The 16,190-nt window shown below is 69.4% G+C and carries 8 protein-coding genes; 5 read left to right on the forward strand and 3 right to left on the reverse strand.

Annotation, left to right across the window (positions count from 1 at the left end; translation table 11 throughout):
* Positions 1-7: 7 nt before the first annotated feature.
* On the reverse strand, positions 8-499 hold the full coding sequence (locus tag WME76_RS19445; RefSeq protein WP_437962128.1) for a pentapeptide repeat-containing protein: 492 nt from the start codon (positions 497-499) through the stop codon (positions 8-10).
* A complete protein-coding gene (locus tag WME76_RS19450; RefSeq protein WP_437961583.1) occupies positions 499-7,062 on the reverse strand; it encodes an FG-GAP-like repeat-containing protein in 6,564 nt (2,187 codons plus the stop codon). The genes WME76_RS19445 and WME76_RS19450 overlap by 1 nt, the downstream gene beginning before the upstream one ends.
* A 490-nt stretch (positions 7,063-7,552) precedes the next feature.
* Here WME76_RS19450 and WME76_RS19455 point away from each other — a divergent pair, with 490 nt between their 5' ends.
* From WME76_RS19455 to clpA, 4 genes are all read left to right on the forward strand, one after another.
* On the forward strand, positions 7,553-8,413 hold the full coding sequence (locus tag WME76_RS19455) for a hypothetical protein (protein WP_437961584.1): 861 nt from the start codon (positions 7,553-7,555) through the stop codon (positions 8,411-8,413).
* A 323-nt stretch (positions 8,414-8,736) separates the two neighbouring features.
* Positions 8,737-11,310, forward strand: coding sequence for a glycogen/starch/alpha-glucan phosphorylase (locus WME76_RS19460; protein WP_061619968.1), 2,574 nt, complete (start codon positions 8,737-8,739; stop codon positions 11,308-11,310).
* 285 nt (positions 11,311-11,595) lie between these two features.
* A complete protein-coding gene (gene clpS, locus WME76_RS19465) occupies positions 11,596-11,919 on the forward strand; it encodes an ATP-dependent Clp protease adapter ClpS (RefSeq protein WP_020737250.1) in 324 nt (107 codons plus the stop codon).
* The gene (gene clpA / locus WME76_RS19470) at positions 11,916-14,246 is read left to right on the forward strand and encodes an ATP-dependent Clp protease ATP-binding subunit ClpA (protein WP_437961585.1); all 2,331 of its coding nucleotides are present in this window, start codon (positions 11,916-11,918) and stop codon (positions 14,244-14,246) included. The genes clpS and clpA overlap by 4 nt, the downstream gene beginning before the upstream one ends.
* 335 nt (positions 14,247-14,581) lie before the next feature.
* On the opposite strand, the gene apaG is transcribed toward clpA, so the two are convergent.
* Positions 14,582-14,965, reverse strand: a complete 384-nt coding sequence (gene apaG, locus WME76_RS19475) for a Co2+/Mg2+ efflux protein ApaG (protein WP_061614966.1) — start codon at positions 14,963-14,965, stop codon at positions 14,582-14,584.
* A gap of 161 nt (positions 14,966-15,126) precedes the next feature.
* Between apaG and WME76_RS19480 the strand changes: the two genes are divergently transcribed.
* Positions 15,127-16,179: a rhomboid family intramembrane serine protease gene (locus WME76_RS19480; protein WP_433937649.1), complete on the forward strand. Its 1,053-nt coding sequence runs from the start codon at positions 15,127-15,129 to the stop codon at positions 16,177-16,179.
* Positions 16,180-16,190 lie beyond the last annotated feature (11 nt).

Raw genomic sequence — 16,190 nt, forward strand, 5'->3', positions numbered from 1 at the left:
GGTAGGGTTAGCACGTAGCTGATTGCATGAGAACTCCCCGTGATACCGGATCGAAGTCATCTGGCCAGCGTGTGAGTGAGTCCGCTCTCGCCCCAGCGAGTTCGGCACGTTCAAGCCCCTCGCAACGGAAATCAGCTCCGTGAAGTTTCGCTCTGGCAAACGTTGCCCCCCCGACCTTTGCACCGCGAAGATCTGCGCCCGAGAAATCAGCTTCTTCGAACCCTCCGCTCCGCATCATTGCCTCCCTGAGGTCCGCCTTCGCAAAGCTCGCACGTGAGGCATTACATGCCGCGAGACTTGACCGAGTGAGCTTCGCCTGCTCGAAGCAAGCTCCTTCCAGCCATGCCGACCGCAGTTCGGAACCCGACAAATCGGCACCTCGGAGAACCTGTCCGTCGAGAAGCGCTCGATGAAGATTCAGATGGGAGAGATTTGCTCCAACAAGGCTCTCAGCGTCCAAGCACACATCATCACCTGTTTCGCAGCGGATCACAATCATCACCACATCTCCGGATTAACTGGAATATTTTCCCACGGAACGAGACGTTCCGGGCGCCCTCCAGCCCATGGCTGTATTGCCGGCTCCTGCCCGAAAACCCGACCCGCGACGTACCGGTGGTTCCCGTCCACAATCATCCTGCCGTCAACCTTAATCGCAGGCGCAACCTCGCCGGCAATCAATTTATCCACATATCGCTGAACCATCGGCAGGGACACACCTCGCGCTTGCTGCGACGCGAACGGAGCGTCCTTCATCGCCTCTCGGATGGTCTGCTCGGTGACCTGAGATCCACTCGTGATGGTGGTTCTTCCTCGCGCTGCCGCCTCCGGTACGGCGGCCCCTCCCCCCAGCTTCGGCAGCACGGCGCCGAGCACCATCGCCGCCCCGACCCCGCTCTCGACGGCGACCGCCCCGACCAGCGCCAGCACATCCATCGCCGCCCGGAGGTCCTGGATGAGCACCTCCACGTCATCGCCCGCGTGCCACGCCAGCGTGCCGAGCTCGAGCGCCACGTGAAAGTCCCGAGCCACGGCCGCGGACCAGTTGAACCGCGGCACGATGACCGGGTCCTCCATCACCGACCCGCTCACGATGCCGGCCATCGGCTTCTCGCCCGTGATGTCCGACAGCCGGACGCCGTGCTCGAGCACCGCGGCCAGGGTGGTCCCCGTGCCCGAATAGTCGTCGCCGACCGAGGAGCCGCCGCCCTGCTCGAAGTACTCGTCTCCGGCATGCACGAACGACGCCCAGTCACTCTCGAACTCCGGGTGCCCTCTTTCGTCCCACCCATCGGCGGGCGGCTTACCCTCGGTGGAGGGCGGTGCGTCGGCCGGTGCAACGACATCGATGATCTCCACGAAAGGCGTGAGGAGCGCTCCGGTGGTGTCGTCGAACTCCACCCACCCCTCACCGCCGTCCGCGGACTTGACCCGCTTCCAGATCCACCCCGTCGGATCGACGAGGTTCACCGGATCGTTCATCACATAGCTGTACCGGTTGTAGCTCTGCCCCCACATCGGGTCGGTCACGAACGGATCCGGCGTCAAGAACCTCCGCAGGTTCGGGTCATACAGCCTCCCCCGCATGTCGATGAGCCCGAGCTCGTCGTCGTGCCGGTGCCCCGTGAACCCGTGCCGCACCTCGCCCTTCGACGCGCCCAGCGCCTTGCCCTCGGCGTCGATCCGCCTCCCGAACGGCTCGTAGTGCAGGCGCTCCACCTCCTCGCCCGCGTCGTCCGTCACCAGCCCGACGCTCCCCTGCGCATCGGCGTGCACGTACAGCGTCCGCTCGTCTCCGGGGCCGGCGAACACGACCTGCGCCACCTCTCCCTCGGGCGACGCCACCCGGAACACGTGCCGTGTCCCGCTCGCGTCCTCGCGCCGCTCGTACACCCCGCCGATCGTGACCGTCTCCTCCCCGTCCTGGGCCTTCTTCACCCGCGCCCCGAACGCGTCGTACAGGAAATCCCAGCGCTTTCCGCCCCGCTCTACCCACCTCGGCAGGTCAAACGCGGTGTACCGGATCCGTAGCCCTGCGCTCGACCCTTCCAGGCGCCCGGCCTTGTCATAGTCAAACGTCACCCCATCGCGCGCCGTGACCGCGTGCGGCCTCCCCAGCGGGTCGTGGTGGTTCTCCTCCGCCAGCACCCCGTCCACCTTGACCGTGCGCAGGTTGCCGAGCTCGTCATACCCGTACTTCGTCCCGTGCGCGTTCAGATGCCACCGCTCCAGCCGGCCCACCTCGTCGTAATGGAACGTCTCGACCCGCGACGCGGCGCTGTCCTGCCGCTCTCGCACCCGGCCGTCATCGTAGTACCGGTACGTCAGCGCCTGCAGCCGCCCGCTCTTCCTCGCCTGCACTGTCTCCAGCCGCCCCGTCACCGGCTCGTACGTCCGCTCCGCGATCACCTCGTTGCCGAGCATCGCCTTCAGCAGCGCCCCGTCCGCGTTCCTCGCGCTCACCTTCCACAGCAAACGGAGCGTCCCGTCCTCCTGGGTTCCGCGCAGCTCCGACAGCGATCCGTCCTCGTATACGTGCTTCACGCGGAACCGATCCCGCCCGGGCACCTTCGGGTACAGGAGCTCGTCGCGCAGCCCGTCGGGCGTGTACGTCACCCCTACCGCGAACGCCTCGCCCTCGACCGTCGTTCGCACCTCCGAGACCCGACCTCTGGGGTCGTACGCATACGACACGACCGTCCCATCCGGGCTCTCCGCCGAGGCGAGCTGCCCTACCCCGTGCGGCGCGGTATCCCACGTGAACGTCGTCAGCTCGCCGGCGTTCGTCACGTACCGCCTCCGCCCCATCGCGTCGCGCTCGACCACGGTCGTATGCCCCAGCGCGTCCACCTCCTCCCGGATCTCCCCGTACCCGTTGTACCGGGTGATCCGCGTCCCCGCGTCCGGGTCACGCACGCTCGTGCGCCGCCCGCGGAGGTCGTGACCCATCTCCGTCACGTTGCCCCTCGGATCGGTCACCGTCCACGGCTTGCTGTTCGGCCCATAAGCGAACATCGTCGCCTGCCGCACGCCGTCCACCTCCACCGCCGTCTCGCTCGGTCGCCCCTCCACGTCCAGGATCGTCCAGCTGCGCCGCCCTTCCGGATCGAACGTGATCGTCTGGAAGAGCTTGTGCTCGTATCGCTGCCGCGCGCCATCCGGCCCCGTCTCGGAGAGCACCCGGCCCAGGCTGTCGTACCTCCACTCGGTCTTCTCCTCCGCTGCAGCACCGAACCCGGGCCGGCTCACCGACAGCAGACGGCCGAACACGTCGTACGACCTCTTGCGCACCTTCATCTGCCCGTCGAACGCCCGCTCCGCCTGCTCCACCACCAGGCCCCGCTCGTCCAGCGTCGCCACGGCGCGGCCTCCGGTCGCCAGCGTCGTTTCCACCACCAGCCCCGCCGTCCTCCCGGCCTCCACCTGCGCCGCCATCGACGTCTCGCTCGCCGCACCCGTGCCGGAGCTCGCCGTCTTCAGGCGGCCGAGGTCGTCATGAATCCGCGTCGATCGCGCGCCGTTCGCGTCGCTCTCCCCCATCAGCACCCCGTAGGCCGGATGCGTGACCATCCATTGCGACACCCCCAGCGCGTTCCACACCTGGCTGACGAAGATCCCTTCGCCCGACACATCATCGTACTCGTAGTTCCAGATCCGCGACGACTCCCCGACCGCCTCGCGCTTCTCCTGCCGCAGCCGCCCGGCCTCGTCGTAGGTGAGCGTGATCGTCTCCCGGACGTCGGCGTCCGCGCTGTCCGGCTCGATCTTCACCTCGTCGAGCAGCCCGCGCTCGTCATGGTCGTAGTCGGTGTGCAGCTTCGCCGGAGGGGTCGAGCCAGCCTCGTACACGCGCTCTGCCTGCGTGTCGACCAGCCCCACGAGCCATTCGTCAGGCCGCACATCGAACGTCCTCGTCACCTCGCGGCGCACGCCCCCCTCGGTCTCGATGGTCTCGTTCCGCAGGTTGCCATGGTCGTCCACCTCGTAGGTCGCGCTCTGCCGGATCGGCGCTGAATCGCCGGGATCGTCCACGCCCGAGCAGTGCTCGCGCGCCGCCTCGACCCAGTCGATCTCGACCTCCGGATCCTCGTACTCACGCCGCTCCATCCAGCGCGTGGAGACGAACGAGGTGCGGCCCCCGTGCAGCTTCACGATCCGGTAGTCGATCTCCTGATGGACCACACGCGCTTTTGCCCTCGCGGGGCCCTCCTCGAGCGTGCACGATCCGTCGATTATCGCGCGGCAGTCGCGCGCGCCCAGCGGGCCATGGTTCAGGATCGGCCTGACCTCCTGGATCGTTCGAGGCCGACCCGCGAAGGGATAGGTCGTCTCCACCCTCGTCGCGTTGTCGAAGGTGGTGACCCGCTCCACGGGCCACGCGCTGCTCCACTCCATCATCCGCCCGAACCCGAGCGAGCCGCGCCCGAGCAGGTCGGTCCGCAGATCCTCGAACCGGTACTGCGTCCCGCCGGGCCTCTCGAGCCCGCCCACCCACGCCACCACCGGCACCCCACGGCGCACGCACCGTTGCGGATACGTGCACGAGGCCTGGGGCGACGAGGCCGGATCCGTCCGGCCATACCGGACCTCCACGCGGCGCGATCGCGACGCATCTCCGTCCGACACCCCGCTCAGGAGCTCCGCGTCAGCTCCGGTCGCGAGCGTGACCACGAGCGAGCCTCCGTCCAGCGTGAGCACGTCGGCGCGGCCGTCGCCGTTGAAGTCGCCGTGCCACATCGCGTCCCCCGCGGGGATCGGCGCGTAGTGCGTGCCCGTCTCCGGCTCTTCCCAGCCGATCTCCTCGCGCAGGAACGTGCCGTCGCCGACCGAGAGCAGGGCGATGATCCTGTCCGCGTAGTGCGGCTCGGGCGCCCAGGCGTTGAACCAGTCGGAGATCGACACGAGGAGATCATCGCGCCCGTCACGGTTCAGATCGAACGGCTCAATCACCTTCGTCCCCGATTCGCCCGTGACCATCTCCAGCACCTCCGCGAGCGCCGGATCCGAGAGCGTCACGGCAGGGCCGAACCCGTTGCCCGTGTTCACCCTGAGCTCCACCGAGCCGCCGCGGACCCAGAGCGCGTCGCTCAGCCCGTCGCCGTTGATGTCGGCGAGCTTCGCCAGCGAGCCACCTCGCTCGAGCGGAAACGCGCGCGCAACCGTCACCTCTCCGGCGTCGTCCAGCCCGATCGCCACCGCCAGGCTGCAATCGAGGTCCACGGCCACCACCAGCTCGCCGCGACCATCCCCGTCGAGGTCGCCGCCGAACGCCGCCGAACACCGGCCGAACCCGGCGTTCACCTCGGTCTCGATGCGCTCGCCGAAGGTGCCGCCCTCGTTCATCTGGATGTTCCAGAACGATCTGTGGATGCGTTGCTCGACCTGGACGAGGACGTCGAGCAACGCATCGCCGTTCAGGTCGACCAGCTCGAGCCCGGGCGCTTCCCCGGAGAACTCGCGCGAGCAGGAGAAGCTGAGGCCCCTCGAGATCCTCTCACCCGTGGCGACGAACGCCTCGTCCTCGTCGCTCCACCCGACCAGCCGATAGCTACACGTCTTGGTGTCGTAGGCGAGCAGCTCGACCGTGCCGTCCCCATCGGCGTCCACTGGACGGCTGTGCTTCAGGTTGGTGTGCTCCAGCGGAGAGCCCTCGGGATTGACGCGCAAGGTCCGGAACGAGACGTCGCTGCCGGGCTCGGAGAGGCTCAGGAACAGCTCATCCGGCGGCTCCGGCGGGATGCGGACCGGCCCCGGAGGCAGCGGGTCCGACTCGACCGGGATCGGCGGCCTCGGCACGTCGAGGGCTCGGAGGAAATCGTCCCTGCCGTCTCCGTTCACGTCGAAGACACGAAGCGAGGTGACTGCACGGGACGCGTGGAGCACCGGACCGTCGGCGAACTGCAAAGGATTTTCGTGCACCCAGTGCAAACGCTTGGGCCAGAGGCAAGTCCCATGATACCCGCACTTCTGCACCGCGGAGAGCAGGCTCCGGCCGAGGATTCCCCTCTCGTAGTCGAGCGTGTACTCCCAGACCTTCTGCGTCGATCCCGGATTGGGGGCCCACATCGCGATCTTCTTGAGCCGCCTCGTCGACCGCCATCGGACCCCGGCGTTGTACGAGATGCCCGGGTCGGGGCGGTCCTCATACTCGAACACGATCTTCCGGCGGGGGGATGAGCCCGGCCCGTACGCGATCGTATCGATCAGGAACTCGTGCGAGTAGGGCGGGACGGGGGCCCCGTGCTTCTCGTAGAGGTACTCGATCTCGTTCCCCGAGCGGTCCCGCTCGCGCGAGAGCAGCCAGAGCGGCGTCACGACGCCGGCGGGCTGCTCGGCGTCGCGGCTGGCCACGACGCGCGTGGCGTACGTCTCCTCGTAAATGCGGATCCGTCCGTCCTTGGTGCGCACCTCGAAGGCACCTGGACCGCCCCCGTTCGCCCCGTCGATCGCGAGGATCATCGACATTTCGTCGTCCTCGGTGCGGTACTCGCTGCGCCCCTCGAATCCCTTCACCTGGACAAGCTTCTTGCCGTCGAGGCAGTAGCTGTCCGATTCGTCATAATCGGGACCGTCAGCCCACCCCTCCGTGGCGATCGTCGCGTCGCAGCGCGTGATCACCGACGAGCTCCCGGCGACGCTCCACCCGCGCCCCACCGGACCATTGCCCCCGCGGCTCGAGTAGTGCAGCGCGAGGCTCGGCGTCAACCCGAGCCCCGGCGGAACGTCGAGCGGCAGCGTGTAGGCGAAGGCGCCGTCCGCGGTGACCTGACCCCCGCCCGGCAGGCAGCCGACGCTGTCACCGCGGACGATCGGGGACTGGGGTATGCCCAGCGGATCGAGCAGGACAGGCGGTTCGCTCGTCGACGCGGAGGCGGTCACGCCGAGTCGCCTTGCCGCCGGCCGCTCGTGCGTGCCGCAGGCGACGAGAACCAGCACCAGAACGGCCAGGAACCAGCGTAGAGACGACGCCCACGAGGACGCCGGCGTCAATGCATGCCTCGAGAACCACCGAAGACGCTGCGAGGCCTTCCGGACGGCCTCGCGCCGAGGTTCGTTCTTCATATCGCACACCCATGGAGCGGGGCCTCCCCGAAGCAGTCCCGCCGTACAAGACACAGTCCGCTGCCGGGAAGAGCGGCTCGCCGGGGAGCGCGTCAAAGACCATGGTCATTGCGGCGAGTCAATACGCCTTTCGCTATCGACTCTCCGGGGAGATCGATCCCAGTCTCCCGGCGAGACCCGACCCTTCCTTCGAGACCACCTCCGGTCTCGATGTGGAGGCTCCAGTCTCCCTCGGCGACGATTTCTTGTCTTTCGACGAGGCCCCACCCTTCCTTCGAGACCACCTCCAGTCTCTAGGCAGAGGGGCCGGTCTTCCTCCGCGACGCCCTCCCCTCTCCCGTCGAGACCCCACCCTCCCCCCGAGATCGCCCCTCGCTTCATCGCTTTCTCCGCTCACCTACCCTCCCCGGACGCCGTCGAAACATTGCCTTCCTCCTGTCGACGCCGGATTCCCGATGACACAAGGCGGTACCGAGCATAGGTTACGACAATGGCCACGACCAAGACCAGATCCCAATCGAAGAACACCAAGCCGTCTGTGTCCGCGCGCCAGATCTTCACCACCTCGGACGCGAACGACGCCTACCGCCATTTCCTGCCGCTGGTGCAGGCGGCCGTTCCGCCCGACCGCGCCGAGATCTGCCGGCTCTCGGTGGATATCGTCCGCGCCAACGTCGATCGCGGGGTCAAGGCGATCCTCCCGCACATCGGCCTCGTCCGCGAGAAGCTGCCGCTCTGCCCGATCGACGACGCGCTCGAGCTCCCGAGCCTCGCGCTCGGGCTCGTCGCGGCCGCGGGGCGCATCGTGACGGCAGCCAGCGAGCGCGAGATCGAGGCGCGCCTGGATAAATACCGTCCGATGCGCGATCTCACGCTGCGACAACTCGAGATCTTCGCCGAGCTCAAGCTCGTGCCCAGGCAGCGCGTCGCCGCGATCCGCCGCGGCTCGGGGCCCGTGGACAGCGCACGCGACGGCGTGGATATCGCCGGAGTGTTCCACGAGCTCGCGGAGAACCTCGACGGCAAACACCCGTTCTCGCCAGACTACCTCACGGTCATGGCCGAGCACGCCAATTGGCTCCTCGTCCAGCTCAGGCCCCGCGGCGCCCAGCAGAGGTCCTCCGAGCGCTCGTCCGAAGCCGTCGTCCGCGACCAGTTCTGGACCGTCATCCACCAGCGTCACGATCACCTGCGGGAAGCCGGCGTCGCCGTGTTCGGGTTACGCCAGCTCGACACCCACGTGCCGCCGATCGGCGCCCGCACCTCCTCGGCCGCGGCGCCCGGAACGGCGAAGCCGGGCAGCCCCGGGCCCGCGCTCACTGCCGGGCCGGAGCTCACCGCCGACCCCTGATGCGCGCCGCGCCGCGCCCCCCACCTCAACGCCACGCGCCGACAGCGCCCCGGCGGGTCCCTTTCCCGCCCTCAGCTCGACAGCCTTGACATCCGTGGCGGGGTGCGGTTGCGCCACGCCGCCCCACCGCCGCCGCCCCACCGCCGCCGCGCCGCCGGCGCCTGCACGCCGCGCCACCACGCCGCCGGCGGCTCCACGCCGCCGCACCGCGCCCGTCCTCCGCGCGCCGCCGGCATCGGCGGAGCACCGCGACGTCGCGGAAACCTCGCCGACACGTCGCGCAGCCCACCAGCGTCGGCCAGATCCGACTAGAGTGCGCCGCCATGGCCAACCCGATCGACGTCGATCCTACCCGTCAGCGAGAAACCCCCGCCCAGCGAGACACGTCCGCCCAGCGCGAAGCCCCCGCCGCCTTCTTCCGCGGCAACCCGGCGCCCGACGCCCGCACCGGCATGCACCCGGTCGCGCTCCGGCGCGCCTTCGCGGACCACCTCCACTACTCGCGCGCCCGGGAGTCGCTGACCGCCACGCCGTTCGACAGGTACGTCGCCCTCGCCCTCTCGGTGCGCGACCGCCTCGTCGACCGGTGGACCAAGACCCAGCACACCTACTACGAAAAAGACGTCAAGCGCGCCTACTACCTGTCGGCGGAGTTCCTCCTCGGCCGGGCGCTCGTCGCCAACCTGCAGGCGCTCGACATCTACGACAGCTACAAGACCGTGCTCGCCGAGCTCGGCCTCGACCTCGACGACCTCGTCGAGCAGGAGCCCGACGCCGGGCTCGGCAACGGAGGCCTCGGGCGGCTCGCCGCCTGCTTCCTCGACTCCATGGCCACCATCGGCCTGCCCACCTACGGCTACGGCATCCGGTACGAGTTCGGCATCTTCGAGCAGGTCATCCGCGACGGCTACCAGGTCGAGCGCGCCGACGAGTGGCTCCGCTTCGGCAACCCGTGGGAGGTCGAGCGCCCCGAGCACGCCGTCCCGGTCTCGTTCGGCGGCTACACCGAGCGCGTCCCCGACAAGCGCGGCGGCTTCCGCGTCATCTGGCGCCCCTCCGAGCAGGTCGTCGGCGTCCCGTTCGACACGCCGATCGCGGGCTACCAGTCGAACACCGTGAACACGCTCCGCCTCTGGTCCGCCCGCGCGGGCGAGGAGTTCGACTTCGAGCTCTTCAACGCCGGCGACTACGTGCACGCCGTCCACGAGAAGAACCAGTCGGAGGTCATCTCGAAGGTCCTCTACCCGAACGACAACTTCGACAAGGGCAAGGAGCTGCGCCTCCGGCAGGAGTACTTCTTCGTCGCCTGCTCCATCGCCGACATCGTGAACCGCTACAACCGCGTCCACCCGGACTTCTCGCGCTTCGCCGAGAAGAACGCGATCCAGCTCAACGACACGCACCCCGCCATCGCCATCGCCGAGCTGATGCGCGTCCTCATCGACGACCACCTCCTGAGCTGGGAGGACGCGTGGAAGCAGACCGTCGCGGCCTTCGGGTACACGAACCACACGCTGCTGCCCGAGGCGCTCGAGCGCTGGCCCGTCGCGCTCTTCGAGCGGCTCCTGCCGCGGCACCTCGAGATCATCTACGAGATCAACCGGCGCTTCCTGCGCGAGGTCATGGACGCCCACCCGCAAGACCACGACCGCGTGGCGCGCATGTCCCTCATCGAGGAAGGGCACGAGCGCCACGTGCGCATGGCCCACCTCGCGGTCGTCGGCTCGCACTCCGTGAACGGCGTGGCCAAGCTCCACTCCGAGCTCGTCAAGCGCGACCTGCTCCGCGACTTCTACGACCTCTGGCCCGAGCGGTTCAACAACAAGACGAACGGCGTCACGTTCCGGCGGTGGCTGCTCGCCTGCAACCCCGCGCTCGCCGCCCTCGTCACCGAGAAGGTCGGCCCGCGCTGGGTGACGGAGTTCGAGCGGCTGCGCGAGCTCGAGCGCCACATCGACGATCCGGAGTTCATCGAGCGGGTCGCCCGCGTGAAGCGCGAGAACAAGACGGCGCTCGCGAAGATCATCGCGCGGGAGCTCGACATCCAGGTCGACCCCTCCTCGATCTTCGACGTCCAGATCAAGCGCCTCCACGAGTACAAGCGCCAGCTCCTCGCCGCGCTCCACATCGTCGCGCTCTACCTGCGCCAGAAGCGCGGCGAGCACGTCACGCCGCGGACCTTCATCTTCGGCGCCAAGGCGGCCCCCGGCTACCGGCAGGCGAAGCTCATCATCAAGTTCATCCACGCCGTCGCCTACGTCGTGAACGGCGACCGGCGCCACACCGGGCTGCGCGTCGTGTTCATGCCGAACTACCGCGTCTCGCTGGCCGAGCGCATCATCCCGGCCGCCGACGTCTCCGAGCAGATCTCGACCGCGGGCATGGAGGCGTCCGGCACCGGCAACATGAAGCTCGCGCTGAACGGCGCGCTCACTGTCGGCACGCTCGACGGCGCCAACATCGAGATCCGCGACGCGGTGGGCCCGGAGAACTTCTTCCTGTTCGGCCTGACCGCCGACGAGGTGATCGCGCGCCGCAACCAGCACTTCGAGGGGCGCGAGGCCGTCGCGGCCGATCCGGAGCTCCGCGAGGTGGTCGATCTCATCTCGTCGGGCTTCTTCTCCCCGGAGTACCGCGAGCTCTTCCAGCCCCTGCTCGACCGGCTGCTCGGCCGGGACGAGTACATGATGCTCGCGGACTTCAAGGCCTACGCGGCCTGCCAGCGCGAGGTCGAGGCGGCCTACGTCGACCGGAAGAGCTGGCTGCGCAAGTCGGCGCTCAACATCGCCCGCGTGGGCGAGTTCTCCTCCGACCGCACGGTGCGCGAGTACGCGCGCGACATCTGGGGCCTCACGCCCGTCGACGTCGACCTCGGCGCGGCCGTGTCGCTCGTGTGACCGCGCGGCCCGCGTCCGCGTGACGCGTGGCCGCGCAACCAGGCCGTCCCCCGGCGCGCTGCCCGCCGGGGGCGGCGCGCCTCGCCTGGCGAGCTCGACCGCATTTCCTGCTGGGCGCGTCCGGTCGCCGGCCGTGCTCCCCTTCGTCGACCGTCAAAAACGGACGGAAAATCCCGCCCCACGCGCGTGCAGAACACGTCCCGGCGGAGCATGCTTCCGGGGTGGGAGCCACCTTCGTCGGCCGCTCGCCGGGGCGGGGCTCTTGCTATCCTTCCCGACGGATTTATGCCGAACGATCCTGAGGAAAGAGAAGACAGGCAGGGCGACCTCGCAACGGAGCGGGAACGGAAGGTCGAGAAGGCCCGCCGTTACAAGGTCGTGTTCCACAACGACGACTACACGACGATGGAGTTCGTCGTGCTCGTCCTCATGAAGTTCTTCCACCGCACCGAGACGGAGGCCACGCACATCATGCTGAGCGTGCACCACCGCGGCCACGGGGTCGCGGGCGTGTACACCAAGGATGTCGCGGAGACCAAGGTCGCCCAAGTCCAGGACTTCGCCAAGGAGCACGGGATGCCCCTTCGGTTGACCGCCGAGCCGGAATGACCATGCGCATCAGCCCCGAAGTTGAGATCGCCTTTTCGCTCGCCACCCGGGAGGCCTCGCGCCGCCGGCACGAGTTCGTGACCATCGAGCACCTGCTCTACGCGCTGCTCTTCGACGAGGAGACGGCCGAGGTGCTCCGGCACGCGGGGGGCGACACCCCGCTGCTCAAGAAGAAGCTCGAGCGCTTCCTCGACGAGGAGATCGAGGCCCTGCCCGAGGACTCGGACACGAGCCCGACGCTCTCGCTCGGGTTCCAGCGCGTGGTCGGCCGCGCCGCGATGCACGTGCAGTCGTCGGGCAAGAAGGAGCTCAAGGGGGCGAACGTGCTCATCGCGATGTTCGCCGAGCGCGACTGCCCGGCCGTGACGATCCTCGGCGAGCAGGGGGTCAGCCGCTTCGACGTCGTGAACTACATCTCGCACGGCATCTCGAAGACGGGCCAGGACGACAGCCTCCGCGAGGAGTCGTCGGCGGACGAGGGCGGCGAGCCCGGCGGCTCGCAGCCGATCAAGGATCCGCTCGCCGCGTTCACGATGAACCTCAACAAGGAGGCCGCCGAGGGCCGCATCGATCCGCTCGTCGGCCGCGAGAACGAGGTCGCCCGCACGATCCAGGTGCTCGCGCGGCGGCGCAAGAACAACCCCCTGCTCATCGGCGACGCCGGCGTGGGCAAGACGGCGATCGTCGAGGGGCTCGCGCAGCGGATCGAGAAGAAGGACGTGCCCGCGCCGCTCAAGGACGCGACCGTCTACGCGCTCGACATGGGCGCCCTCCTCGCCGGCACGAAGTACCGCGGCGATTTCGAGAACCGGCTCAAGGCCGTGCTGCGCGCGCTCGAGAAGCAGCCGGGCTCGGTGCTCTTCATCGACGAGATCCACACGATCATCGGCGCCGGCGCCGCGAGCGGCGGGACGATGGACGCCTCGAACCTGCTCAAGCCCGCGCTCGCCTCCGGCCGCCTGCGCTGCATCGGCGCGACCACGTTCCAGGAGTACCGCGGGCACCTCGAGCGCGACAGCGCGCTCGCGCGGCGCTTCCAGCGCATCGAGGTGACGGAGCCCTCGGTCGACGAGACGACGCAGATCCTGAAGGGGCTGCAGAAGCGCTACGAGGAGTTCCACAAGATCACGTACACGGCCGAGGCGCTCGAGGCCGCGGCCAAGCTGTCCGCGCGCTACCTCCAGGATCGGCGGCTGCCCGACAAGGCGATCGACCTGCTCGACGAGGCGGGCGCGGCGGCGCGCCTCCGCCACGGGGACGGGTACAAGGTCGACACCGCGGACATCGAGCTCGTCATCGCCAAGATGGCGCAGATCCCGCCGCGCCAGGTGTCGACCTCCGACAAGACGCAGCTCAAGGATCTCGAGCAGTCGCTGCGCTCGGTGATCTTCGGCCAGGACGAGGCGGTGAAGCAGCTCGCGTCCGCGATCAAGCTGTCGCGCGCCGGGCTGCGCGCGGCGGAGAAGCCGATCGGATCGTTCCTGTTCTCGGGGCCGACCGGCGTCGGCAAGACCGAGCTCGCCAAGCAGCTCGCGAAGGCGCTCGGCATCGGCTTCCTGCGGTTCGACATGAGCGAGTACCAGGAGCGGCACACCGTCTCCCGGCTCATCGGCGCGCCGCCCGGCTACGTCGGGTTCGATCGCGGCGGCCTGCTCACGGAGGCGGCGGCGAAGACGCCGCACGCGGTGCTCCTGCTCGACGAGATCGAGAAGGCGCACCCGGACGTGTTCCAGGTGCTGCTCCAGGTGATGGACCACGGCACGCTGACCGACAACAACGGCAAGAAGAGCGACTTCCGCCACATGGTGCTGATCATGACGAGCAACGTGGGCGCGCGGGAGCTCGCGCAGGCGCGGGTCGGCTTCGGCGAGCGGGGCACGGCGGGCGACGACGACAGGGCCTACAAGAACACGTTCAGCCCGGAGTTCAGGAACCGGCTGGACGCGCGCATCATGTTCCGGCCGCTCGATCCGTCGGTGATGGGGAGCATCGTCGACAAGTTCATCGGCGAGCTCGCGGCGATGCTCGCGGACCGGTCGGTGACCGTCGAGGTGACGGACCGGGCGCGGGCGGAGCTCGCGACGCGCGGGTACGATCCGGCCAACGGGGCGCGGCCGCTGGGGCGCGTCATCGAGAACGACATCAAGCGACGGCTCGGGGATGAGCTGCTGTTCGGGGCCCTCGAGAACGGGGGCAACGTCGCCATCGACTTCGAAGGAGACGACTTCACCTTCAAGTTCTCGTCCTCGGGCTCGGCGGCGAGCGGGGGAGACGCGGGGACGCAGAAGGCGAACGGGGCGGCGGTGGAGCCGGCGGCTGCCGGCTGATCCGGGAGCAACGGAGCCAGCGTGGAGGGGGTGCCCGTGCGCGCGGGCGGCGGGGGCCCCTCCCACGAACTCGCGCCTTGAGCCGGGGGCAACGGAGCCAGCGTGGAGGGGGTGCCCGTGCGCGCGGGCGGCGGGGGCCCCTCCCACGAACTCGCGCCTTGTAGAGGGCTATTGCCGTAAGCGCGGGTGAGTCGGTCCGGGAGGACGACGCTGCGATGCGGGCCGGCGCTCGGGTTCGTGGGGCCCTACCCCGCCGCCCGCGCGCACGGGCACCCCCTCCACGCTGGCTCTCTCCAGGCGGAAGGGGCGGTCGCTAGGCGGTTCGGGTGCGGCCGTCAGTTCAGCGAGTGCGGCATCGCCAGGGTGAAAGGGGCGATCTCGGCGTCGAAGGAGCGGCCGTCGGGGCGGTGCATCTGGTAGGTGCCGCGCATCGAGCCGCGCGGGGTCTCGAGCACACAGCCGCTCGTGTACTCGAAGTGCTCACCAGGCTTCAGCGAAGGCTGCTGGCCGACAACGCCGGGGCCGCGGACCTCCTCCACCTTCCCGCTGCCGTGCGTGATGATCCAGTGCCGCGTCCTGAGCTGCGCGGGCTCGGTGCCCTCGTTCGCGATACGCACGGTGTAGGCGAAGACGTAGCGATGCTCCGTCGGGGAGGACTGCGTGGGGACGTACACCGTCGAGACGGTGACCCGGATGCCCTGCGTGATGGCCGTCGACACAACCACGCACTGCCACCGCTGCGCCGCGCGCACAAGGGCCCGGCCGCGGCGGGTACGCCGGGAAGAGAGGGCCGGGACCCCGGAGAGGCGGCGTTGACAGCCTCCAGGCTCATCCGCAGGTTTCGCCAACCTGGGGTCAACGAGCCGTGGAGGGAGCCGCCGTGGGCGAACATGACTGTATCGGTGCTCGATGTGCTGAAGGCGAGCGGTTCGTCCCGATCGCGATCCTGCCGCCGGCGCGCGGCGAGAGGGCGGCGATGGTCCAGAACAGCGATGCCCCTGGCGGAGAGGGAGAAGGTCACGAGCCCGGGATCACGGCCATCGGGCCCGTGATGCCGGAGCGCAAGGTCCGCGAATGGGCCCTCGTGCTGCAGTCGAGCGAGCTTTGGCACGCCGTGCGGTACACCCCGGCAGGCTGGGTGCTCCTCGTGCGCGACCAGGACTACGACTTCGCCGCGACCTCGATCGATCGGTACGAGGCGGAGAACCGCGACTGGCCCCCGCGCCGGCCGCGCGAGCGCCCCCGCCACCCGCCGTCCATCGTCGCGGGGGTCGCGTTCGCCGCGCTCGCCCTCTTCTTCTTCCTCGTCACCGGCCCCGCGAGCGGCGGCGGGCGGCTGTTCCAGCGCGGCGCCTCGGTCGCCGATCTCGTCGTGGGTCCCGAGCCGTGGCGCGCCATCACCGCCCTCACGCTGCACGCCGACTCGGCCCACGTGATCGGCAACGTGATCTCCGGGACGGTGTTCGCGTCCGCCGTGCAGCGCCGCCTCGGGCCGGGCGGCACGGCGCTCGCCATGGTCGCCTCGGGCGCGATCGGCAACTTCGCGAACGCGCTCTGGCACCAGAGCCTGGGCCACCACCACGCCTCGATCGGCGCCTCCACCGCGGTGTTCGGCGCCATCGGCCTGCTCGCCGCCACGCAGCTCATGCTCGACCGCGCGCACGACAAGGACAGCGGCGAGAAGCGCCACCTCCTCCAGCTCGTCGCGCCGCTCGTGGGCGGCCTCTCCCTCCTCGGCGCCCTCGGCGCGAGCCCGCGCGCCGACCTCGGCGCGCACGCCTTCGGCCTGCTCAGCGGCGCCGCGATCGGCCTCGTCGCCGGCCTGTCGCTGCGCAAGCACCCCGCGCGGAGCCGCCCGCTCGTCCAGGTCGCGATGGGCGCTGTCGCGACGGGGATCGTCCTCGGCGCGTGGCAGCTCGCGCTCCGCGCCTGACCGCGCGCCCT

Origin of the sequence: Sorangium sp. So ce119 (assembly GCF_051524405.1) — a bacterium.
Classification (GTDB): Bacteria; Myxococcota_A; Polyangia; order Polyangiales; family Polyangiaceae; genus Sorangium; species Sorangium cellulosum_G.